Origin of the sequence: Streptococcus sp. 21.1, from assembly GCF_016648635.1 — a bacterium.
GTDB lineage: Bacteria > Bacillota > Bacilli > Lactobacillales > Streptococcaceae > Streptococcus.
In genome coordinates this window covers 316,070-338,219 of the sequence record NZ_JACLQL010000001.1, presented here as the reverse complement: position 1 = coordinate 338,219, position 22,150 = coordinate 316,070, and the positions used below count along the sequence as shown (strand labels likewise).

At 40.6% G+C, this 22,150-nt stretch carries 21 protein-coding genes, 1 pseudogene and 1 other annotated feature; of the genes and pseudogenes, 17 read left to right on the top strand and 5 right to left on the bottom strand.

What is annotated here, in order from left to right:
- Positions 1-34: 34 nt before the first annotated feature.
- Both H7U01_RS01640 and H7U01_RS01635 read right to left on the bottom strand, forming a co-directional pair.
- Positions 35-1,291 carry a bifunctional folylpolyglutamate synthase/dihydrofolate synthase gene (locus H7U01_RS01640; RefSeq protein WP_201041009.1) on the bottom strand — a complete coding sequence of 419 codons (1,257 nt, stop codon included), beginning with the start codon at positions 1,289-1,291 and terminating at the stop codon, positions 35-37.
- A gap of 44 nt (positions 1,292-1,335) precedes the next feature.
- Positions 1,336-1,797 (bottom strand): DUF6556 family protein, encoded by a 462-nt coding sequence (locus tag H7U01_RS01635; RefSeq protein WP_156246379.1) that lies wholly within the window; start codon positions 1,795-1,797, stop codon positions 1,336-1,338.
- A 108-nt stretch (positions 1,798-1,905) separates the two neighbouring features.
- Between H7U01_RS01635 and H7U01_RS01630 the strand changes: the two genes are divergently transcribed.
- The 13 genes and pseudogenes from H7U01_RS01630 (at position 1,906) to H7U01_RS01570 (ending at position 14,828) form a co-directional block, all read left to right on the top strand.
- A complete protein-coding gene (locus H7U01_RS01630; protein ID WP_073689966.1) occupies positions 1,906-3,051 on the top strand; it encodes a cysteine desulfurase family protein in 1,146 nt (381 codons plus the stop codon).
- 54 nt (positions 3,052-3,105) lie between these two features.
- Positions 3,106-4,329, top strand: coding sequence for a tRNA uracil 4-sulfurtransferase ThiI (gene thiI / locus H7U01_RS01625; protein WP_201041007.1), 1,224 nt, complete (start codon positions 3,106-3,108; stop codon positions 4,327-4,329).
- A gap of 105 nt (positions 4,330-4,434) precedes the next feature.
- A complete protein-coding gene (gene gtfA, locus H7U01_RS01620) occupies positions 4,435-5,946 on the top strand; it encodes an accessory Sec system glycosyltransferase GtfA (RefSeq protein ID WP_201041005.1) in 1,512 nt (503 codons plus the stop codon).
- On the top strand, positions 5,939-7,258 hold the full coding sequence (gene gtfB / locus H7U01_RS01615) for an accessory Sec system glycosylation chaperone GtfB (RefSeq protein WP_201041003.1): 1,320 nt from the start codon (positions 5,939-5,941) through the stop codon (positions 7,256-7,258). The genes gtfA and gtfB overlap by 8 nt, the downstream gene beginning before the upstream one ends.
- Before the next feature lie 4 nt (positions 7,259-7,262).
- The gene (locus H7U01_RS01610) at positions 7,263-7,799 is read left to right on the top strand and encodes a GNAT family N-acetyltransferase (protein WP_037597449.1); all 537 of its coding nucleotides are present in this window, start codon (positions 7,263-7,265) and stop codon (positions 7,797-7,799) included.
- A 112-nt stretch (positions 7,800-7,911) separates the two neighbouring features.
- Positions 7,912-7,986, top strand: a sequence feature (ribosomal protein L21 leader region).
- A 40-nt stretch (positions 7,987-8,026) separates the two neighbouring features.
- On the top strand, positions 8,027-8,341 hold the full coding sequence (gene rplU / locus H7U01_RS01605; RefSeq protein ID WP_002885597.1) for a 50S ribosomal protein L21: 315 nt from the start codon (positions 8,027-8,029) through the stop codon (positions 8,339-8,341).
- Positions 8,342-8,376: 35 nt separating this feature from the next.
- A complete protein-coding gene (gene rpmA, locus H7U01_RS01600; protein WP_002885483.1) occupies positions 8,377-8,667 on the top strand; it encodes a 50S ribosomal protein L27 in 291 nt (96 codons plus the stop codon).
- 57 nt (positions 8,668-8,724) lie between these two features.
- A complete protein-coding gene (locus H7U01_RS01595; RefSeq protein ID WP_002890087.1) occupies positions 8,725-9,420 on the top strand; it encodes a GNAT family N-acetyltransferase in 696 nt (231 codons plus the stop codon).
- A 198-nt stretch (positions 9,421-9,618) separates the two neighbouring features.
- Positions 9,619-9,993: a DUF1149 family protein gene (locus H7U01_RS01590; RefSeq protein WP_002885550.1), complete on the top strand. Its 375-nt coding sequence runs from the start codon at positions 9,619-9,621 to the stop codon at positions 9,991-9,993.
- Between the two features lies 1 nt (position 9,994).
- A pseudogene (locus tag H7U01_RS01585) lies at positions 9,995-10,837 on the top strand (DegV family protein).
- Between the two features lie 60 nt (positions 10,838-10,897).
- Positions 10,898-11,665 (top strand): 4-hydroxy-tetrahydrodipicolinate reductase, encoded by a 768-nt coding sequence (dapB, locus tag H7U01_RS01580; protein WP_049545670.1) that lies wholly within the window; start codon positions 10,898-10,900, stop codon positions 11,663-11,665.
- Positions 11,662-12,864, top strand: coding sequence for a CCA tRNA nucleotidyltransferase (locus H7U01_RS01575; protein WP_201041001.1), 1,203 nt, complete (start codon positions 11,662-11,664; stop codon positions 12,862-12,864). Before dapB ends, H7U01_RS01575 begins: the two co-directional genes overlap by 4 nt.
- A gap of 83 nt (positions 12,865-12,947) precedes the next feature.
- A complete protein-coding gene (locus H7U01_RS01570; protein WP_198463449.1) occupies positions 12,948-14,828 on the top strand; it encodes an ABC-F family ATP-binding cassette domain-containing protein in 1,881 nt (626 codons plus the stop codon).
- Between the two features lie 84 nt (positions 14,829-14,912).
- Here H7U01_RS01570 and H7U01_RS01565 read toward each other — a convergent pair whose 3' ends face one another.
- The 3 genes from H7U01_RS01565 to H7U01_RS01555 all read right to left on the bottom strand — a co-directional run bounded on the left by H7U01_RS01565 (position 14,913) and on the right by H7U01_RS01555 (position 17,411).
- Positions 14,913-15,416, bottom strand: a complete 504-nt coding sequence (locus H7U01_RS01565; protein WP_155198016.1) for an HdeD family acid-resistance protein — start codon at positions 15,414-15,416, stop codon at positions 14,913-14,915.
- Between the two features lie 68 nt (positions 15,417-15,484).
- Positions 15,485-16,246 (bottom strand): NUDIX domain-containing protein, encoded by a 762-nt coding sequence (locus tag H7U01_RS01560; RefSeq protein ID WP_195435755.1) that lies wholly within the window; start codon positions 16,244-16,246, stop codon positions 15,485-15,487.
- A gap of 58 nt (positions 16,247-16,304) precedes the next feature.
- Positions 16,305-17,411, bottom strand: a complete 1,107-nt coding sequence (locus H7U01_RS01555; RefSeq protein ID WP_198463448.1) for an AAA family ATPase — start codon at positions 17,409-17,411, stop codon at positions 16,305-16,307.
- A gap of 358 nt (positions 17,412-17,769) precedes the next feature.
- Between H7U01_RS01555 and gdhA the strand changes: the two genes are divergently transcribed.
- The 4 genes from gdhA to H7U01_RS01535 all read left to right on the top strand — a co-directional run bounded on the left by gdhA (position 17,770) and on the right by H7U01_RS01535 (position 22,147).
- Entirely contained in the window at positions 17,770-19,122 is a 1,353-nt protein-coding gene (gene gdhA, locus H7U01_RS01550; RefSeq protein WP_002885547.1) for an NADP-specific glutamate dehydrogenase, read from the top strand.
- A 285-nt stretch (positions 19,123-19,407) separates the two neighbouring features.
- A complete protein-coding gene (locus H7U01_RS01545) occupies positions 19,408-20,949 on the top strand; it encodes a YfhO family protein (RefSeq protein ID WP_260318062.1) in 1,542 nt (513 codons plus the stop codon).
- Positions 20,950-21,105: 156 nt separating this feature from the next.
- Entirely contained in the window at positions 21,106-21,516 is a 411-nt protein-coding gene (locus H7U01_RS01540; RefSeq protein ID WP_002886693.1) for a peptide deformylase, read from the top strand.
- Between the two features lie 187 nt (positions 21,517-21,703).
- Positions 21,704-22,147 carry a MarR family winged helix-turn-helix transcriptional regulator gene (locus tag H7U01_RS01535; protein ID WP_070839705.1) on the top strand — a complete coding sequence of 148 codons (444 nt, stop codon included), beginning with the start codon at positions 21,704-21,706 and terminating at the stop codon, positions 22,145-22,147.
- Positions 22,148-22,150: the final 3 nt, after the last annotated feature.

The window sequence follows — 22,150 nt, the reverse complement described above, 5'->3', positions numbered from 1 at the left end:
GTGTAACTGTATATTGTCTAAATAAAAAAGACCTTTAGGCCTTTCTTTCGTTTAATAAGTAGTTTCTTACTTCTGAGATAAAGTAAAGGGATCCTGTGACAACAAATAGGTCATCAGAATCTGCTGATTCAGCTTTTGCTAGCCATTCTCTATAGTCGGCCGCACATTTGAAGTTTTGAGGATAGTCATCCAAGGGCAGTGCTTCAAAAAAGTCAAAGCTGGTTACCGTAATATCATAATCTTTCAATTCTTCTAGTAAGTTTGCTAAAGGTTTTCGTCTCAGTCCTGCAAAGAGGATGTGGATTTTACGATTGGTAAAGTTATCTTTTAGTACCTGTTTTAAGCTGGCAATTCCTTGAGGGTTATGGGCACCGTCTAGATAAATATTGTTTCCTATCCACTCACTACGACCAGGCCAGTGTGTGTCACAAATACCATCTTGAATGCTCTTATTAGTAATCTTAGGAAATGTTGGAGTCAAGAGATGGGCAGCAGTGACAGCTAACCCAGCATTGTTTTCTTGATGTCGTCCTAGCATTGGTAGCTTAAGATCTGGACTTTCCCAATGGTCATAAGAAACTTGGATCGTTTGGTTGTCTTTCGGAAGCAGCTGAATTTCCCTATCAATGACGGCTAAAGGAGCTTGTAGGTCATGTGATTTTTGGTTGAATAAATGTTCAACTTCTGCAGAGACACGACCAAGTAAGATAGGTGTGTTTTCTCGCATGACGCCTGCTTTATGATTGGAGATGTCCAAAAGGCAATTGCCCAAGGTTTCAGTGTGATCAAAGCCAATTGAAGTACAGATGACAAGCTCTGGCGAAAGGACATTGGTCGAATCAAGACGTCCACCAATACCTGCTTCAATGATAGCCATATCAACCTGTTTAAGGTCGAAGTAGAGGAACATGAGTAAGGTGACCAACTCGAATTCCGTTGGTCGGTCAAAAGCAGTGTGTTCTTCTAAATCATCAAGAAGAACCTGAGCTTTCTCGACAAGGCTAATCAAATCCTTGTCAGGGATTTCTGTACCGTTTATACTAATACGTTCGTTGAAACGAGTAATATAAGGTGAGGTAAAGGTCCCGACCTGATAGCCTGACTTTGTTAGGATATTTTGTAGGTAGCTTGTTGTTGATCCCTTACCGTTGGTCCCGACAATGTGCACCGTTGGAAAGTGAGTCTGGGGATTTCCGGCTTGTTTCAAAAGCCAACGCATACGTTCGAGTTGAGGGCGACGGCCATTGCCCTTGAAAGAATGGATAAAATTTAGAGTTTCTGTATAGTTCATAGAATTATAGAAAAAAGGCAGGGTTTCCTAGCCTTTTACATGTCTTAGTTAGAAGCGGCGTCACCAGTTGTTGCGCCACCAGTAGTCGCATTGCCAGATGTTGTGTCTGCAGTAGTTGCTGATGAAGAGGTAGTCGTATTGCCACCCGTTGTTGTGTCTGCAGATGACGAATAGGCGTTAGTTCCTGCTTGGCTACTTGTTTGTGTTTCTGAATCAGTCGCATTGCCATAACTAGATGAAGCGGCGCTTGATTCTTGAGTCTTATTATTGCCTTCTTTGATGACTACAGTTGATTGATTGGCTGATGAATCAGAAGTGTCCTTATTTTTAGAGGCTGTGAAATTCATGATGGTGATTGAAGCCACGATGATTGACAAAATTGTCCCGACGGCAGTAAGGACTTTTTGGAAGGCAGTGAAGCCTTTTGTAACGTGTTCAGTCACCTTTGGGGCAGATTTTTTTTCTTCTTTTGATGAATGATTACGGCGTGAGTAATTTTCAGACATGATGCTCTCCTTAAAAATATTTCGTACTTTCTATTATATGATTTTCTCGCAAAAATTGCTAAAAAAATTATGCTATAATAAATAGTAAATAAAAATCGAGGAAAAATCATGATTTATTTTGATAATTCAGCCACTACGGTGCCTTATCCAGAGGCACTTAGAACCTATCAAGAAGTGGCTACTAAAATTTTTGGGAACCCATCCAGCCTGCACCAATTAGGAACATCTGCGACACGTATTTTGGAGGCTTCTCGTAAGCAAGTTGCGGACCTCATTGGAAAATCAGCCGATGAGATTTTCTTTACGTCTGGAGGAACCGAAGGAGACAACTGGGTCATTAAAGGAGTTGCTTTTGAAAAAGAGCCTTACGGCAAACACATTATTGTTTCTGATATTGAGCACCCTGCGGTGAAAGAGTCTGCCAAATGGCTTTCAGAGCATGGTTTCGAAGTGTCCTATGCACCAGTTAATGAGCAAGGATTTGTGGATGTTGAAGCTCTTGCTGGATTATTACGCCCCGACACGATCTTGGTTTCGGTTATGGCCGTTAATAACGAAATCGGATCAATCCAACCTATTCAAGCTATCTCGGATATATTGGCTGATGAGCCGACGATATCTTTCCATGTGGATGCTGTTCAGGCCATTGGGAAGATTCCTGTATCAGCTTATTTAACAGACCGTGTTGACTTTGCAACTTTTTCTGGTCACAAGTTCCATGCTGTTCGAGGTGTCGGTTTTGTCTACAAAAAGGCAGGGAAAAAGATTACGCCGCTCCTAACAGGTGGTGGTCAAGAAAAAGACTTTCGTTCAACGACTGAGAATGTTGCTGGCATTGCGAGTATGGCTAAGGCCTTGCGCTTAGTTACTGACAAAGAGGCGTTTTCTCTTCCGAAAATTGCCAAGATGAAAAAAATTATCTTTGACGAATTGGCTAAGTATGAGGACATTACTATTTTCTCAGGTGAGGGTGAAGACTTTGCGCCCAATATTTTGACCTTTGGAATCAAGGGTGTTCGTGGTGAAGTTATTGTCCATGCTTTTGAAGAGCATCAAATCTATATTTCAACGACATCTGCATGTTCATCTAAGGCGGGAAAACCAGCAGGGACTCTCATTTCTATGGGTGTTCCGACTAAATTAGCTCAAACGGCTGTACGTATCAGTCTTGATGATGACAATGATATGGGACAGGTAGAACAGTTTCTCACGATTTTCAAGCAGGTCTACGCCAAGACACAAAAAGTGAGATAGCAAGATTTAAGCAATTAAACAATAAAACTAAATTCAAATTTAAAAGGAAAAGGAATGACACTAACATATTCAGAAATTATGGTTCGCTATGGTGAATTGTCTACCAAGGGCAAAAACCGTATGCGCTTTATCAATAAACTTAGAAATAACATCAAGGATGTTCTATCCGTCTATCCAGATGTTAAAGTGACTTTTGACCGAGACCGTGGTCACATCTACCTCAACGGTACAGACTATGAGCCAGTAGCAGAGTCTTTGAAGCAAATTTTTGGTATTCAAGCCTTTAGTCCTGTTTACAAGTTTGAAAAAGATGTCGAGGTCTTGAAAAAGGCTGTTCAAGACATTATGACCGGGCTCTATCGTGACGGTCTTACCTTTAAAGTGACTGCTAAACGTAGTGACCATGATTTTGTTCTCGATACTCGTGAGCTCAATCTTACTTTAGGAAATGCAGTTTTTGATGTATTGCCTGACATTAAGGCTCAGATGAAGGGCCCAGATGTCAACCTTAAGGTAGAAATTCGTGCCGAGGCGGCTTATATTTCTCACGAGGAAATCAAAGGAGCAGGTGGACTACCTGTAGGGACTGCCGGTAAAGGAATGCTCATGCTTTCAGGTGGGATTGATTCGCCAGTGGCAGGTTATCTTGCACTTAAACGTGGTGTGGATATTGAAGCTGTCCACTTTGCAAGCCCTCCTTATACCAGTCCTGGTGCACTGAAAAAGGCTCAAGATTTGACCCGTAAGTTGACCAAGTTTGGAGGTAATATCCAGTTCATCGAAGTACCATTTACTGAAATCCAAGAGGAAATCAAAGAAAAAGCGCCTGAGGCTTATTTGATGACCTTGACGCGTCGTTTTATGATGCGTATTACTGACCGCATTCGAGAAGAACGTCGAGGTCTTGTGATTATCAATGGTGAGAGTCTTGGTCAGGTTGCTAGTCAGACTATGGAGTCTATGCAGGCGATTAATGCTGTTACATGTACGCCAGTGATTCGTCCAGTTGTCACTATGGATAAGTTGGAAATCATTGATTTGGCACAAAAAATTGATACCTTTGACATTTCCATCCAACCTTTTGAGGATTGCTGTACTATCTTTGCACCTGACCGTCCAAAGACTAATCCAAAAATCAAAAACGTTGAACAATATGAACGTCGTATGGATGTTGAAGCCTTGGTTGAACGTGCGGTTGCGGGAATCATGGTGACTGAAATCACACCTATTGAAGAAGCGCAAGACGAAGTGGATACACTTATTGAAGACTTGCTCTAGTCTAGGAGGATATAGTACTAACATAGCAGTATTTAGGTGCTACTAGAGTTAGGTATGTCCAAAAAGAAATGTCGATGTTGAGCTTTTACCCAGAAAGGAAAATACATGACTGTTTATAACATCAATTTAGGAATCGGTTGGGCATCAAGTGGTGTTGAGTACGCCCAGGCCTATCGTTCTACAATTTTCAAAAACACAGGTATTAAGGCCAAATTTGTCTTTATGGATATGTTCCTGCAGGACAATCTTTCTGATTTGACCCGTAACATGGGGTTTGAAGATGAAGACGTCATCTGGCTATACAGCTATTTTACAGACCTGAAAATTGCTCCAACGACCTATACTGTCAAGGATTTGGAAAAGGAAATCCCTTATGACATCACGCGTCGTGAGATTAATGGCAAGGTGGTTAAGCTCTTTTGTGCCAAGGAAGATATTTTTTATGCAGCCTACTTGCGTAAAGAGGGTGAAGATATCGTTCACCGTGTGGAAAAAGTATCGCGTGGTTGCTTAATTCGTAAAGACTTTTACTCTTACACCAAGATGTTCACGGAGTACTACACCCCTGTAGATAACAAGGCACACCTCTATCAACGTCGTTTCTTCAATGAAGATGGCAGTGTTGCTTATGATGAAATTGTTGATGGTAAGGATAGTGTCTTCCGTTTCCCAGATAAGATTTTGTCTTCTAAGCATGAGTTTATTGCCTACTTCATGTCTCAACTAGGTCTAACTGACCAGGATATCGTTATCTTGGACCGTGCAACTGGCACAGGGGAGGCTGTTTTCCGTAATACTAAACCTGCTAAGCTTGGAGTTGTTGTCCATGCAGAGCACTTTAGTGAAAATGCTGTGACAGACAAGACTATTCTTTGGAATAACTTCTATGAGTACCAATTCAGCAATGCAGATAAGGTTGATTTCTTCATCACAGCGACAGAACGTCAACGCAGCATTATGCTAGATCAGTTCAATAAATACACACCATTTACGCCTCATATCGTAACAATCCCTGTGGGAAGTTTGGATAAACTGAGAGAGCCTGAGGGAGAGCGTAAACCATTCTCAATCATCACAGCTTCACGTTTGGCTAATGAAAAACACGTAGACTGGTTGGTCAAGGCTGTTGTTAAGGCTAAAGAAAGTCTGCCACAAGTGAACTTTGATATCTTTGGTACAGGTGCTGAAGAAGCTAAGCTTAAGGCAATTATCGAGGAAAATCACGCTCAGGATTACATCCATCTTAAGGGTCACCAAGATTTAACAGAAGTCTACAAGGATTACGAACTTTACCTATCAGGTTCTAAGAGTGAAGGTTTTGGCTTGACACTTCTAGAAGCTGTTGGATCGGGCCTTGGTATGATTGGTTTTGATGTCCGTTATGGGAACCAAACTTTTATCAAGGATAATGAAAATGGTTACCTCATCCCTCGATTTGAAAAAGATGACGAGCTTGCTATTGTGGCCGCCTTGGCAGAGAAAATTGTAGCTTTCTTCAATCGTTCAGATTTAGATCATGTTCATCAAGTCTCTTATGATATCGCCAAAGGCTTTTTGACAGAGGAAATCGAGCAGAAGTGGCTTAACTTAGTAAAGGAGATGACTAATCATGATTAATTTATTTGAGAACTATAGTCAAGGTAGTTGGGATCTCCATTACTCGCTGATTGTTGCTGGCTATGTAAATACAACAGTTTGTCTTTCAGATGATGGCTTTCTGCCTAGTGATGTGACCTCACCTTACCTTTATTTCACTGGTTTTGACAAGGTTCAAGGTTCTGCACTTTACTTTAATCAGGTTCCTGTGCCTGATTACTGGGAAATTTTAGGAACAAATAGCAACGCGGAAATCTTCCGTTTTGATAAGAAACGTGGTCATATTCACTATGCGCATCCTGCTCATCAGCGTCTAGTTAAAGCTGTGGATTGGTATGATGAATCAGGTCGCCTGCGTGTGACTGATCGCTACAATAATAAGGGGTACCGTTTCTCACAAACAACTTACAATGTTAAGCAAGAAGCGACCATTACTAGTTATTTCACTCCAGACAACAAGGAAGTTATCGTCATTAACCATTTGACCAAAGACGTTATCTTGAATTGGAAAGACAAGGTCTACATTTTCAAAAACAAATCGGAGTTTGTAGTCTTTTATCTTAAAGAAGCTGGCTATGATTTGCGACGTATCCTTTATAACTCCTTGTCAACGCCTTTCTTGACAGCTATGAATCTTCCGAATTCTGGTCAAGATGTCCTCTTCTGGCAAGAGCCTATCACTGATTCAGTCCCTGGGAATATGCGCCTCCTTCTTGATAGCAATCACCGTCAAACTAAGATTGTAGTGCAAGAATACACGGCATATACGAATCTTCTAAAGTTGGTTAGTCCAGAGCAGGCTTCTCGCGTGGCCTTTCTCGGATTCATGTATCCATTTGCTCGTCAGAATAATTTCCAAAATCAAGCACTGATCTTGACCAACTCAGATCAGATTGAACACTTGGAAAACATTGTTAGTGAAGTGCCTACCATGCACTACCATATTGGTGCAATCACTGAAATGTCAAGTCGTTTGATGGATTTAGCTAAATATAGTAATGTTAGCCTTTATCCGAATATTACAACAGAACAGGTTAAGCGTCTCTATCAAGAGGCTGATTTCTATTTAGATATTAACCACCAAAATGAAATCCTGTCAGCGACACGTGCTGCCTTTGAAAATAACCTGCTTATCCTGGCTTTCACGAACACAAGCCATGGTCCAGATTATACTGCACCAAGCAATATTTTCTCAGCTATGAATGCTGGGCAATTTAAACAAACCCTTAAAGAAGCCTTGGGCAACCGTGACTTCCTTAGTCACTTGCTTGATCGTCAACGTGAGCATGCTCATGTGGCGACACTAGAAGATTATAAGAAGGTTATTGGTTAGGGAAATGACACTAGAGGTTCGTAATATTTATCCTCTGACACCAACATTCAAGATGGTCGCTTCGCTTTATGAAGCGGCTTTTCCTGTGGAGGAGAGACTCCCACTTTGGCAATTGTCTTGGAACAGTTTGAAAAATGGACAATCTTTCTTGGCTTATTTTGATCAGGGAGTTTTTATTGGTTTTACCTATGCAATCTGTACTGATAACCTGGTCTACCTACTCTTTCTCGCGGTTAAAGAAAGTAAACAGTCTCAGGGATATGGCAGTCAGATTTTGGCACAAGTTAAGAAAAAAGCAGGGGTACGACCGTGTGTGCTTACGATTGAACCTATGGATGAGGAGCAAGTCTCTAATCGGGCTCAACGTTTAAAACGTTTAGCATTTTATGAACGAAATGGCTATCAGGCATTGAATCACTTCTATTTTGAAGGAAGTGAACGTTATCAAATTTTGACAACGGATAAGAGCCTTTCCTTAGTTGATCTGGAGCGGGCTTTAGCTAAGACTTTCTTAGGAAGATATGGAATAAGAGTTGATTAGGGTAATCGTTACTTTGATAAATTTCAATGAGCAGAATAAGAATAATCAAAATAACTTTTTCTCTTGTCATTAGAGGGAAAAAATGATAGAATTGTAACGTTGACTAAATGCACGTCCTGTGCAACCGCACGACTACTGTTTGCAAGTGGGTTCGTCCCCGCAGTACTAGGCGAGTCTTCACAGAGGGAAACCTCAGACACATTAAAAATTTTAATAGGAGGTGCATCATGAGCACATACGCAATCATCAAAACTGGTGGAAAACAAGTTAAAGTTGAAGTAGGTCAAGCGATCTACGTTGAAAAAATCAACGCTGAAGCTGGATCAGAAGTAACTTTTAACGAAGTTGTTCTTGTCGGTGGTGATAAAACTGTAGTAGGTACTCCAGTTGTTGAGGGAGCTACTGTTGTCGGAACTATCGAAAAACAAGGTAAACAAAAGAAAGTTGTTACTTTCAAATACAAACCTAAAAAAGGTAGCCACCGTAAACAAGGTCACCGTCAACCTTATACAAAAGTTGTTATCAACGCTATCAACGCGTAAGTTAGCGACTAATCACTAAGAAAGGACACAATCTTATGTTGAAAACTCTTGAAAACTTGCAACTTTTCGCCCACAAAAAAGGTGGGGGTTCTACTTCCAATGGTCGTGATTCACAAGCTAAACGTCTTGGTGCTAAAGCAGCTGATGGACAAACTGTATCAGGTGGATCAATCCTTTACCGTCAACGCGGTACACACATCTACCCAGGTGTAAACGTAGGCCGTGGTGGTGATGATACACTCTTCGCTAAAGTTGAAGGTGTTGTACGTTTCGAACGTAAAGGTCGCGACAAAAAACAAGTATCTGTATACCCAGTTGCTAAATAATTAAGCTAAAGTCTGCACTTTTGTGTAGGCTTTTCTTTATGAAAAAAGGAGAATCCTATGCCTTTAAATCACTACCAACAAGAAGTAGGGCCAAGTCTAGTAGATGCCAGTCCGGGTAAGATGCCAGATGTTGCTCTATTAGAAGGTCGTTATTGTAGCGTTGAACATTTGACGGTGGCAGAGCATTATGAGGACATTTTAGACTTTTACTTTACTAATCAGATTCTTTCTGATTGGACCTATATGTATGCGGATCCTTTTGAATCTGAAGAAGCTGTCCGTCAGTGTTTGGAGGATTATGAGCGATCCAAGAATCCTTATTTCTTTGCCATTAGGGATAAGGCTTCAGGTAAGGTTCTGGGAACCTTTTCACTTATGGCTATTACACCAAAAAATCGTAGTGTCGAGATGGGACGAGTGATTTTAGCACCTGCTTTACAAAAGACTCGAGCAGCCACAGAAGCTCAATACCTGCTTATGAAATATGTTTTTGAAGATCTTAACTATCGTCGTTATGAGTGGAAATGTGATAGTCTTAACCGTCCTTCTGCCAATGCTGCCATGCGTTTAGGGTTCACCTATGAGGGGCGTTTTCGTAACCATGCTATCTATAAGGGACGTAGCCGTGATACGGACTGGTTCTCGATTATTGATAGTGAGTGGCCAGTACTTAAGAAACGATTTGAGAATTGGTTGTCTCCTGAGAATTTTGATGAACAGGGACAGCAGAAACGTTCTCTGAGGGACTGTTAGCTGTCAATGTAAGGCTCTTTTCTGATGAAGGAGCCTTATTTTAGTGTTCTTAGACCTAAATCAAAGCTCCTACTTTTCTAGTGATTATTATTACTGTCAAACTCAGTCTAAATACTCATTTTTCTGTCAATAATATTCCCATAATAAAGCATATTTATGCTATAATAAAGAGTAATTGTATCAAGGAGAATATGACTAATGGATTTAATTCGCGAAAAAGTATTTGTTAACCGTTACCACTATGATGTTCGTAACCATGAGTGGGAAAAAGAGAATGGTGTGCCTAAAACAAATGTTGAAGTAACTTTCCAGTTGCACAATAAAGATGAAGAAGCTAACAATACGTCTGTTGTAGCTGTTTTGCAATTTATGATTGTCCGTGATGAGTTTGTTATCTCAGGGATTGTTTCTCAAATGGACCATATTCAAAACCGTATCGTCAATGAACCAAAAGACTTCTCACAAGAAGAAGCAGAAGCCTTGGCTGCACCGCTCTTGGATACGCTTCAACGTTTGACTTATGAAGTAACTGAAATTGCCTTGGATCGCCCAGGTATCAACTTGGAGTTCTAAGATGTCTCTTGCAGTTATTACGGATTCATCGGTTAATCTCCCTGCTGAGATTTAGGGCCATGCTGATGTTTATGTTTTAGATATTCCAGTCATCATTGAGGGGCAGCCTTTTGTTGAAGGAAAAAACTTGGATGTCAATCAGTTTTATGAACAAATGGCAAACTCTGAGGAACTGCTCAAGACATCACAACCAAATCTAGCTGACTTGGATAACTTGCTTATGGAGTTGGAGGCGGAAGGTTATACCCATGTCATTGGGCTTTTCCTTTCTTCAGGAATCTCTGGTTTTTGGGCTAATAGTCAGTTTTTGATTGAGGACCATGCCAAGTTGAAGATTGCTTTTCCTGATACAAAAATCACAGCAGCTCCTATGGGAGCTATGGTGAGAAACGTTTTGCATTGGTCAGCCCAAGGAATGTCTTTTGAGAACATTTTGAAGAAGCTTGAGGAGCAAGTTGACCAAACGACGGCCTATATTCTTGTGGATGATCTTAATCATCTGGTTAAGGGTGGTCGTTTGTCGAATGGTTCGGCGATTTTAGGAAATCTTTTGTCTATCAAACCTATTTTGAATTTTAATGACGAAGGAAAAATCGTTGTTTTTGAAAAGGTGCGTACAGAGAAGAAGGCTGTGAAACGTTTGGTTGCCCTAGCTGAGGAAAATCGTGAAATGGAGCTTAGTATCCTTCACACTAATGCTCCTGCAAAAGCTGAGGAATTTAAAAGACAGCTAGAAGCACAGGGAATTAGCGTTTCAACAGTGGTATCCTTATGTGCCGTAATTGCGACACACTTGGGTGAAGGAGCACTAGTGTTAGGTCTAACACCTAAATTTACCAAATAAGTACTATCCATGTGGGATGGGGCTTGTCTATGATTAAGATCAATAGAGAGGAAAAATGACATGTCTATTAAAGTTATTGTTGCTGGATTTAAAGGAAGAATGGGTTCAACTGCGGTTGAGATGGTCAAGGGAGATGACGAATTGACTTTGGCTGCCTTGCTTGACCCATTTGCGACAGAAAAAGAAGTGGACGGTATTCCTGTCTTCACAGATAAAGCGGATTTGGTTGGCTTTGATGCAGATGTCTGGGTGGATTTCACTATGCCTGCTGTTGCCTATGAAAATACTCGTTTTGCTTTGGAGAATGGTTTTGCACCAGTTGTGGGTACAACAGGATTTACTGAAGCACAAATTCAGGAATTAACAGACCTTTCTAAAGACAAGTCTATTGGTGGTTTGATTGCGCCTAACTTTGCTATTGGTGCTATCCTTCTTATGAAGTTTGCGGCAGAAGCCAGCAAATATTTCCCAGATCTTGAAATCATTGAGCTTCACCATGACAAGAAAAAAGATGCGCCTTCAGGTACAGCAGTGAAAACGGCTGAACTTATTCGTGAGGTTCGCGAGACTAAACGTCAGGGAGCTGAGGATGAGGTGGAAACACTTGCTGGGGCACGTGGTGCGGAGTTTGATGGTTTCCGTATTCACAGTGTGCGTTTGCCAGGTCTTGTGGCTCACCAAGAGGTTATCTTTGGTGCCCAAGGAGAAGGATTGACCTTGCGTCACGACTCTTACGACCGCATTTCCTTTATGGGTGGTGTTAATCTTGGGATTAAAGAAGTTGTTAAACGTAATCAGCTTGTTTATGGTTTGGAACATTTACTATGAGATTAAGTTATTTGCCTTCTGAATTTCAGAAGGCTTTACCAATATTAGAGAAAATTAAGGCTGCAGGGTTTGAGGCTTACTTTGTTGGTGGATCGGTCCGCGATGCCCTTCTCAACCGTCCTATTCACGATGTTGATATTGCTTCGTCTTCTTATCCTGAGGAGACTAAACAGATTTTTGAGCGTACGGTAGACATTGGTATTGAGCATGGGACCGTTTTGGTCTTGGAAAATGGCGGTGAGTATGAGGTAACGACCTTCCGAACAGAGGACGTCTATGTGGATTACCGTCGTCCGTCTAGCGTGTCCTTTGTGCGTTCATTGGAAGAGGATCTTAAGCGTCGTGATTTTACAGTCAATGCTTTTGCTCTTAATGAAAATGCTGAGATTATTGATAAGTTCAATGGTCTTGCTGATTTGGACAACCGTGTTTTAAGGGCTGTTGGTAAGGCTGAGGAACGCTTTAACGAGGATGCTCTTCGTATCATGCGTGGCCTACGTTTTGCAGCGAGCTTAGATTTCGATATTGAAGAAAAGACTTTTGAGGCTATGACCAGCCATGCTCCTCTTTTGGAAAAGATTTCGATTGAGCGAAGTTTCATCGAGTTCGATAAGTTGCTTTTGGCACCACATTGGAAAAAAGGAATCAAGGCACTTCTAGCAACTAAGGCTTATCAGTATCTTCCAGATTTTCAAGAAACTGCTGAAGAATGGCAGTCTTTTGTGTCAGATTATGCTGATGACTTTAGATTTACAAGTTCTGAGCAGGCCTGGGCGGCAACTCTTCTGGCTCTCAAGCACGATAATCCACGCTCTTTTCTTAAAAAATGGAAGACATCTGTTAATTTCCAAAAGACAGTTCAGTCCCTGGTTGACATTTTCAATTTCCGTTTGGAGAGAGCTGTGACTAAGCAAGATGTTTATCAGTATGGTAAGGAACTCTTAGAGGAGGCTGAAACCTTGAGACGGGCTCAGGGCTTGGACGTCGATTATGAGCGTATTGCCGAGTTGGATGGTCAGTTGCTCATCCATGATAAGCACGAAATCGTTGTGAATGGTGGCACACTGATGAAGGAGCTAGGATTCAAACCTGGTCCAGATCTTGGTCGTGCACTTAAAGTCATCGAAAATACCATCGTTGATGGGAAGCTAGCTAATGACAAGGAAGCCATTATAGCCTTTGTTCAAGCTATGAAATAAGTCTAGAGACGTGATAAAAATGACACACCGCTACAGAGCATGCGTAGGATCCGTAGCGGTGTTATTTGTAAGAAGGAAGTAAGATGTCAGATTTTATTGTTGATAAATTAACCAAGTCCGTTGGAGATAAGACGGTTTTTAAAGAGATTTCATTCATTATCCATGATTTGGATCGTATTGGGATTATTGGTGTCAATGGGACAGGTAAGACAACCTTGCTAGATGTTGTATCTGAGCGTATTGGTTTTGATGGTGATGTGTCACCTTTCACCAAGGCTAATGGCTATAAGATTGCTTATTTGACTCAAGAGCCAGAATTTGATGATAGCAAGACGGTTCTTGAAACTGTCTTGTCATCAGACCTTCGTGAGATGGCTTTGATTCGAGAATATGAAACCCTTATGGCAGAATATTCTGAGGAGAATCAGGCTCGCTTGGAGAAGGTTATGGCAGAGATGGATAGTCTAGATGCTTGGTCCATTGAGAGCGAGGTTAAGACAGTCTTGTCTAAGTTGGGATTGTCAGACCTCTCGCAAAAGGTCGGGGACCTCTCAGGTGGTCTTCGTCGCCGTGTGCAGTTGGCTCAGGTTCTCTTGAATGATGCAGATCTCTTGCTCTTGGATGAGCCAACTAACCATTTGGATATTGATACTATTGCTTGGTTGACTAATTTTCTCAAGTCTTCTAAAAAAACGGTCCTCTTTATTACCCACGACCGTTATTTCTTGGACAATGTGGCCACACGTATCTTTGAGCTAGACCAGGCTAATCTGATTGAATACCAGGGAAATTATCAAGACTATGTGCGTCTAAAGGCTGAACAAGATGAACGAGATGCAGCGGCTCTTCACAAGAAAAAGCAACTCTATAAGCAGGAGTTGGCATGGATGCGAACGCAACCACAGGCACGCGCGACCAAGCAACAAGCTCGTATTAATCGCTTTAAGGAGCTTAAGGGTGAAGTTCACCAAACAGTCAATAATGACAATCTTGAAATTAACTTTGAGACCAGCCGTATTGGTAAGAAGGTAGTGAACTTCGAGCATGTCGATTTCGCTTATGAAGATGGCAAGCAAATTCTCAGTGATTTCAATCTTATCATGCAAAATCGTGATCGTATCGGTATTGTTGGGGATAATGGTGTCGGAAAATCGACCCTGCTCAATCTGATTAATGGTGACCTTGTGCCTACAGCTGGTGTCTTAGATATTGGTGAGACGGTACGTATTGGTTATTTCTCACAGCAAATTAAAGATATGGATGAGAGTAAGCGTGTCATTAACTACTTGCAAGAAGTTGCAGATGAAGTTAAGACAACGGTTGGAACAACTAGTATCACAGAGCTCTTAGAGCAATTCCTTTTCCCTCGTTCTACCCATGGGACACAGATTACCAAGCTCTCTGGTGGGGAAAAGAAACGTCTTTATCTACTTAAGATTCTGATTGAAAAGCCTAACGTTCTGCTCTTGGATGAGCCGACAAATGATTTAGACATTGCGACTTTGACAGTTTTGGAAAACTTCCTCAATGGTTTTGGCGGCCCTGTCGTTACCGTAAGTCACGACCGATATTTCTTGGACAAGGTGGCTAACAAGATTCTAGCCTTTGAAGAGGGTGGTGTGCGAGAGTTCTTTGGTAACTACACTGACTACCTTGATGAAAAAGCCTTCTTCCAAGAGCAAGCAGCCCTCTTAGAGAAGGAAAAAGAGCAAGCTAGCGTTAAAGTTGAGAAAGTCAAAGAAGACAAAAAACGCATGAGCTACTTTGAAAAACAAGAGTGGGCGACCATCGAGGATGAGATTGCTGACCTTGAAGCCAAAATCGAAGAGATTGAAGCAGCCATGCTTGAAAATGCTAGCGATTATGGACAGTTAGCCACCCTTCAACGAGACTTGGATGCTGCTAACGAAACCTTACTTGAAAAGTATGAACGCTATGAGTATTTAAGTGAGCTAGAAGGATAAGCTCTTTAGTAATCAAAGTATGACAAAAGCCCTGCAGATGTGAACTGCAAGGCTTTTTATGTTTATGTAGTGACTGCTTTCTTCCTACCACAAGCGGAATGAGAAGGAGAGGACTGAAACACCCGCAAAGATAATTAAGGAAGCTACCAAGCGCCCAATAAGAAATGCTGAGAAAAACGGAGCACTAAAGAGCAAGAGTCCAAATACCAAACAAATCAAGGCGACTGACAGGGCAGGTTGTCCTGAGAAACCGAATTGACGTTGGCGATAAGCTTGAAAGCCTTGTGTAAAAGCTGAGACAAGAAGCCACCAAGCGATAATGGTTACAGCTACACCTGAGAGTACCCATGCTGATGTTGATAGCAGGATAATACCAAAAACGATGGAAATGATACTCTGAAGCAGTTGGAAGAAGGAGCGGTTTTCGTTATCTCGTTTAAAATAAACCATGAGACTTGAAACACCAGATACCAGCATCACTAGGGCAAACAGCCAACCAACGATGGCAAGAAGATTTGTAGGATTAGCGAAGAAAAAGACACCCAAGAGAGTAATGAGAATTCCGCTAATCAATGTAAAACTTTTCATAGGATACCTCTTATTAATTTTTCTTAATACTACTATGTAAGTATCAAATTGTCAAACAAAGACCCAGTTTAGAGTGGCTTGATGTGATAAGTGTAGGTGGCAGCCTTTCTGGTTCTCGTAGCTACCTGACGACCTGTTTTTTGGAAGAGGTGTTTAAAGCGTCGCAAGAAATTTGTCGAATCCATCTTGAGGTAGTCCTCATTAAAGGTACCAAAAAGTTGACGGTAGGTGGTCAAAGTGTTTTCCTCGGGCATAATGGAAAGGATAGTTGGATAGTATTCGAGTCGTCCCTTGATACGTTCCATAGCTGTTAAGAGAATTTCCCAATGGTCAAAGGCAAGGTCATCATGTGACAGTGTCTTATCACCATCAACAAGTTGCAGTTGACCGTCTACCATGGCGATGTCTAACCAATGTGTAGACACTGCATCGTCGGCAGCCTTTTCCACTTGAATGTCATTGAAGGTCATGAAGCAGAGGTAAGCCACTGTAATGGTCCACATTCGAGGATCCCGATAAGGTGTTCCCACTGTAATGAGTTGCTCAATATGATTAGGATTGAGTTTAATGGATGTTTCCTCCTGTACCTCGCGACAAACAGCTAGATTGAGATCTTCTTGCTCCTGAACGAAGCCACCACTGAGGGCGTATTTCCCCATGAAGGGATGGTTTTTTCGCTTGATAAGTAAGGTTTGAACTCTTCCTTCATAATAGCGGAAGATGACCGAGTCAACGGTCACTGAGGGCTTAACGTACTTATCCATTTCCTCTCGCTGATAGATGTCCAAAAATTCTTTTTCGCTACCAGAGTTTTCGAAGGTTCTAGTCATAGGTTTCCTCCATGTTTGTATTGTAAGTTTTAAGTGATGATTACGTTGGATTGGTCTTTTAAATCTCGATGTGTAGACGTTCTTTGATTGCTTTTTTGGCATTGTGGTAGTTGTCCGCAAAGAAGCTTTCACTATTACTATTTTCCCCTAAAATAACAATTTTATCTTTGAATGGTGATAGGAGGTCTAAGAGATGTTTGGTAAACCAGTCACGTGTTTGGTTATCAGCCATAGTCATGTCACGGAAACCATCATCCACATAGTTTGATTTTGGCAGAATCACAAAAATCAAATCCCATTTCTCACGGGCTTGAGTTACCTGATAGAGGCGATCCAGCATATCAAATTCTTCTTGGGAGATATTTTCTTTCAAATAGTAGTCGATATAGACTTTTGTGACTGTTGAGTTGGTATCGGCAAAGATAAGTCCTGAGTGTTGCCCTTTATCAATGATATCAGAGGTCTGGGCATATTGATCTGTTAGGAGGTGAATATAGTCGTTGGTATCTAACTCATCATCTCGTACATTGTACTTTTCTTGATATTCCCTAGCATATTCCAGAGAGCAGGGAGCATTGTAAGTGCGGGCCAAATCCTTAACAAGAGTAGTTTTCCCACCGCTAGCAGAGCCTACAACAAGGACCTTACGAGTAAAGTGACGACGGAAAGGCTTGGTAATAAAACGCCAATTTTCCATCGGATTGTCGCGAATCTCAGTAGCAGAGATATTGATAATAGAACGTTCGATGAGTTCTACATGAGCTTGAGGGTAATAACGATTAAGTTCGGTCACGTACTCTGGCTCTCCCACATAGAAGGTAATTTTTTCAAGATCATCCGTATTTTTAGAGATAAGCTCTTTGACACGATTAACCCAAGGTACCCATCCCTCGGGATAGGCTGGCATCCCAGCCTCATCCAGTTTATCCACAACGACTAATTCATCATCATAGAAAACTTCTCGAACATAACGGAAACGGCGGTTGAGTGATAGGCCTGCGCGTGTCCCTCGATCTTCTTGTGTGTTGCTGCCACTTACGATGACGAGCACATTGTCATTAGCGCGTTTTGCCTTGGTAATAAGGTCAACGTGCCCAACATGCATTGGAGCGAAAGTTCCAAAAACAATGCCGATGTGCTTTCCTGATAATTGCTTTCTTTTCATAAAAAATGACCCTTTCCAAGATTTAGTAAAATTACTAAATTCATAATAACATAGTTGAGGATCTTTGTAAATGTAAAAATAGTAAAATTACTAAATTGTTTTTTAGGCTATTTTAGCTTTAAAGTTCAAAAAAAGTTGAAAAAATTTTGGAGAAAAACTAGAAAAATAGAATTCGCTTACATTGTTGAATTGATAACTTTTTAGGAGTAGCTTAAAAAAGATAGATCACTTGCTATGTCATAAAACCTAACATAAAAATCAAAAAAATAGCAGAAAATACTTGACAAGAAGATTCTGAAAATTTATACTATTCATGTAATTAAATTACTAAGGTAATTATTTGAAAGGAAACATTGATATGACAACAGGTAAAGAGTACGTTGCTAGCGTTTTTGAAAAAGTGAAAGCTCAAAATGGCCATGAGGCTGAGTTCCTTCAAGCAGTTGAAGAAGTTTTCGATTCACTTGTTCCTGTCTTCGACAAATATCCTAAATATATTGAAGAAAACCTTTTGGAACGTTTGGTTGAACCAGAACGTATCGTTTCATTCCGTGTGCCATGGGTTGACGATAAAGGACAAGTACAAGTAAACCGTGGTTTCCGTGTACAATTCTCATCAGCTATTGGTCCTTACAAAGGTGGTCTTCGTTTCCACCCATCAGTAAACCAATCAATCATTAAATTCCTTGGTTTCGAACAAATCTTTAAAAACTCATTGACTGGTCAACCAATCGGTGGTGGTAAAGGTGGATCAAACTTCGATCCTAAAGGTAAATCAGATAACGAAATCATGCGTTTCTGCCAAAGCTTCATGACTGAATTGAGCAAACACATTGGTGCAGATACAGACGTACCTGCAGGTGATATCGGTGTTGGTGGACGTGAAATTGGTTACCTCTATGGCCAATACAAACGTCTTCGTAATGAGTACACAGGTGTTCTTACTGGTAAAGGTTTGAACTGGGGTGGATCACTTGCTCGTACAGAAGCAACTGGTTACGGTGCTGTTTACTTTGCAGAACAAATGCTTAATGCACGTGGTGAAAACTTTAACGGTAAAACAGCAGTTGTTTCAGGTGCTGGTAACGTTGCCATCTACGCTATTGAAAAATTGCAAAGCCTTGGTGCTAAAGCGGTAACATGTTCTGACTCATCTGGTTTTGTTTATGATCCAGACGGAATCGACGTTGACTTGTTGAAAGAAATCAAAGAAGTTAAACGTGAACGTATCGTTAAATATGCAGAAGCTCGTCCAAATGCAACCTTCACACCTGCTGGTGGTGAAAAGACAGTTTGGTCAGTTAAAGCTGACTTGGCATTCCCATGTGCAACTCAAAATGAATTGGATGAAACAGATGCAGAAACACTTGTAGCAAATGGTGTATTGGCTGTTTCAGAAGGTGCTAACATGCCTTCAACTTTGGGAGCTATTGATGTCTTCCTTAAAGCTGGTGTATCATTTGGTCCTGCCAAAGCTGCTAACGCTGGTGGTGTTGCTGTATCAGCTCTTGAAATGGCACAAAACAGCGGACGTACACAATGGACATTCGAAGAAGTTGATGCTAAACTTTACGATATCATGAAAGGTATCTACGAAAATGCTGCAGCAGCTGCTAAAGAATTTGGTCATGAAGGTAACCTTGTTGTGGGTGCCAACATCGCTGGATTCCTTAAAGTTGCAGACGCTATGTCAGCTCAAGGTATTGTTTAATTAACAGCCTTGACCTGATTGATAAGCCTCTCGATAAAATAAGAAAAGAAGCCTGCGGGTTTCTTTTTTTGTTTAGACAGACTTAGGAGGAAGAGGAGTTCTGTACTTTTTTTGGTATAATACCTTGTAAGAAATCTCTTTCTAGAGCAGATTTTGATGAATTAGAATACGAGAGGAATAATTTTGAGTGTTGGAAAGGATCCCTGTGGGGCAAAAGAAAAGAAGTATACTAATCAGATAATCATTCTAATAAGTTTCTTAATCAGTATGGTGTCAATACTGCCTATGTTCTTTTTTAGGGACAAGCTTTATGGTGATGATATTGTCTTTCACATTAACCGACTGTTATCTTTGGATACTGTCTGGAAGAGTCCTATCAATTTTACGACTAACGGAGGGACCGGACAATTAATCAATACCTTTTATCCCTGGTTAACTTATTATCCTATTTTCATAATCTATAAGCTGACTCAGTCGGTCTTTGTAGCCTGGATGAGTTTTCAGTTGCTTGTTCGCTTTGTAACTTGTTTGCTTAGTTTTTACGGATTACGTTTATTGAACTATTCTGATAAACAGGTGATGATATTTGCTACCTTTTATCTCTTTTCGGGGTATTTCTTGCACAATTCTTATTACCGGGCAGCCGTTGGCGAAACGCTAGCGATGATTTTTCTACCTCTAGTTTTCGTTGGCATTCGTTTGATAACTTTTGGAGATTACAAGAAATGGTGGATCTTGACTCTTGGGATGCTTGGTTTAGTATATTCCCATGTCTTATCGGTCCTTTTGGCTTCTGTTGGGATTTTCTTTGCGGTGGTAATTAGTTTTTGGATTTGGGATAATAAAAAAGAACGTGTCCTAGGATTTCTTAAGGCCACCCTTGTCACTCTTAGTATGTCTCTAGCTTTCTTTGTTCCTATGATAGAGCAATTCAAGTATGTCACTCTACGAACGACTTTTAAACCGCTCCTATCAAAGACAGCTTTAAGTCTGGCAGACAACTGGGAGTTGATTCTAAAAAGTGATTTAAGGACTCCATCAGTTAATCTTCTCTACCTTCTGGGCCTAGTGCTAAGCCTGATTTTTACTAAGCGTTTTGTGAAGGATAAGGAAGCTAGAGTTTACCTTTTTATTTCTCTTGTTTTGGCCTTTTTAACTTTGAATAGTTTTCCTTGGCAGTTATTACAGGAGAGTCCAGTGTCCAATCTTCAATTTCCTTGGAGATTATGGAGTTTTGCCTTGCTTTTCTTCAGCTTAGCCTTAGCGAATATCTTGAAAAATATGTCTATGAAGGCAGCGACGATACTTGTCTTGTTTGGTCTTTGTCTGAATATGTTTCAGATTGTTACTGTCCAAGATAAGATGACTAAAGCCAAGAATATATTGCCAAGCGATACAAAAGTTATGAGAGAAATGCTGGCCAAGGGAACTTATAAAAATATAAATGGGGATTATACCAATAAAGAAGTGCCTTTTGGCTTTGTCTTTGACAAACACCTCTTCTTGGATAATCAGGAAATCAAGCCATTCATCAGCCGTTCTCCCAACGAGCTAGCACTTACGGTGACCAACGAGTCTAAAGAATCTAAGGTCTTGTCGTTGCCAGTTTTCTACTACAAAGGACAAGAAGCAAGGATTGATGGGAAGCGAGTAACCACTTACTTAGCTAAGGAAAAGAATCCAACTAATCTAGTCTTACCACCAGGTAAACATGGTGTTGTTTTGACCTATAGCTATACTACAGTTGCTAAAGTGGCAATGAGTGTTTCAACTATTAGTCTTTTGGTTTTTATTGGTTATTTGTATAGAGTGAAGAAAGATGACTAAAAAGGAGCCTGCGGGTTTCTTTTTTTGTCTGTTTTACTAGAGGGTGGGCCTTTTGATATAATAGGTCAAGGTGATTTATTTGGAATGAAGACCTTCGTCTCTGATAAAAGAAGGAGATATGATTTCATAGTTTAGATAAGAAAAGGGAGTAAATAGATGATAAAAACTATCGTAAAGGATGTCTTTTTCCTTGGACAAAAATCGACAGAAGCGACTAAAGAAGACCTCTATTTGGCTAAAGATTTACGTGATACACTGGAGTTTCATAAGGATGCCTGTGTGGGTATGGCTGCCAATATGATTGGAGTTAAAAAGCGTGTCATTATCGTAAATATCGGTTTTGTTAATCTAGTCATGTTTAATCCTGTTTTAGTCAGCAAATCCTCACCTTTTCAAACAGAGGAGTCTTGTTTATCTTTAGAAGGAAGTCGTCCAACCAGACGTTATGAGTCGATTGAGGTAGCTTATTTAGATGAACAATGGATGCCTAAACAGTTAAGTTTTTCTGGCATGCCAGCTCAAATTATTCAACATGAATTGGACCATTTGGAGGGTATTATTATTTAGATAGCCTAGCTCAAGCGTTGTTAGGTTTTAGAGTCCAAAGCCTTAATAATCACAGTTACGTGAGTGAGAGTGGAAAAAAATATTCTTTTTCACTCTTTTTTAGTTCTCATAGGAACTTTTTTCTTGACAATAGTTCTCATAGAAACTAAAATAGTTTTCATGAGAATTATTTAAGGAGGAGCTTGCAATGCATGGAAAAGATCCTTTTAGTGACTTCAGAGAATTCATCAATACCATGGAATCTCGCGTGCAAGAGTTAGGTAAAGCGTATGGCGTTGAGCATTTAGCTGGCCCGCAAGGATTTGCTGTGAAGTATTTGTCTGACAACCAAGATAAGGAAATTTTTATCAAAGATATCGAGAAAAGACTATCTATTTCCAAGTCAGTGGCTAGTAATTTGGTTAAACGTATGGAGAAAAATGGTTTTGTTGAATTGGTGACATCTGACAAGGACAAACGCTACAAGTATGTTCATCTGACAGATTTGGGTAAAAAGAAGGCCCAAGATGTCGGACATTTCCGAGAGGCTATCCATGAACAGTTGTTAGATGGTATTTCGAAAGAAGATGCTGAAACAGCTTTTCGAGTCTTTCACCAAATTCGCAAGAATTTAGAGAAAAATAAGGAGTAACTT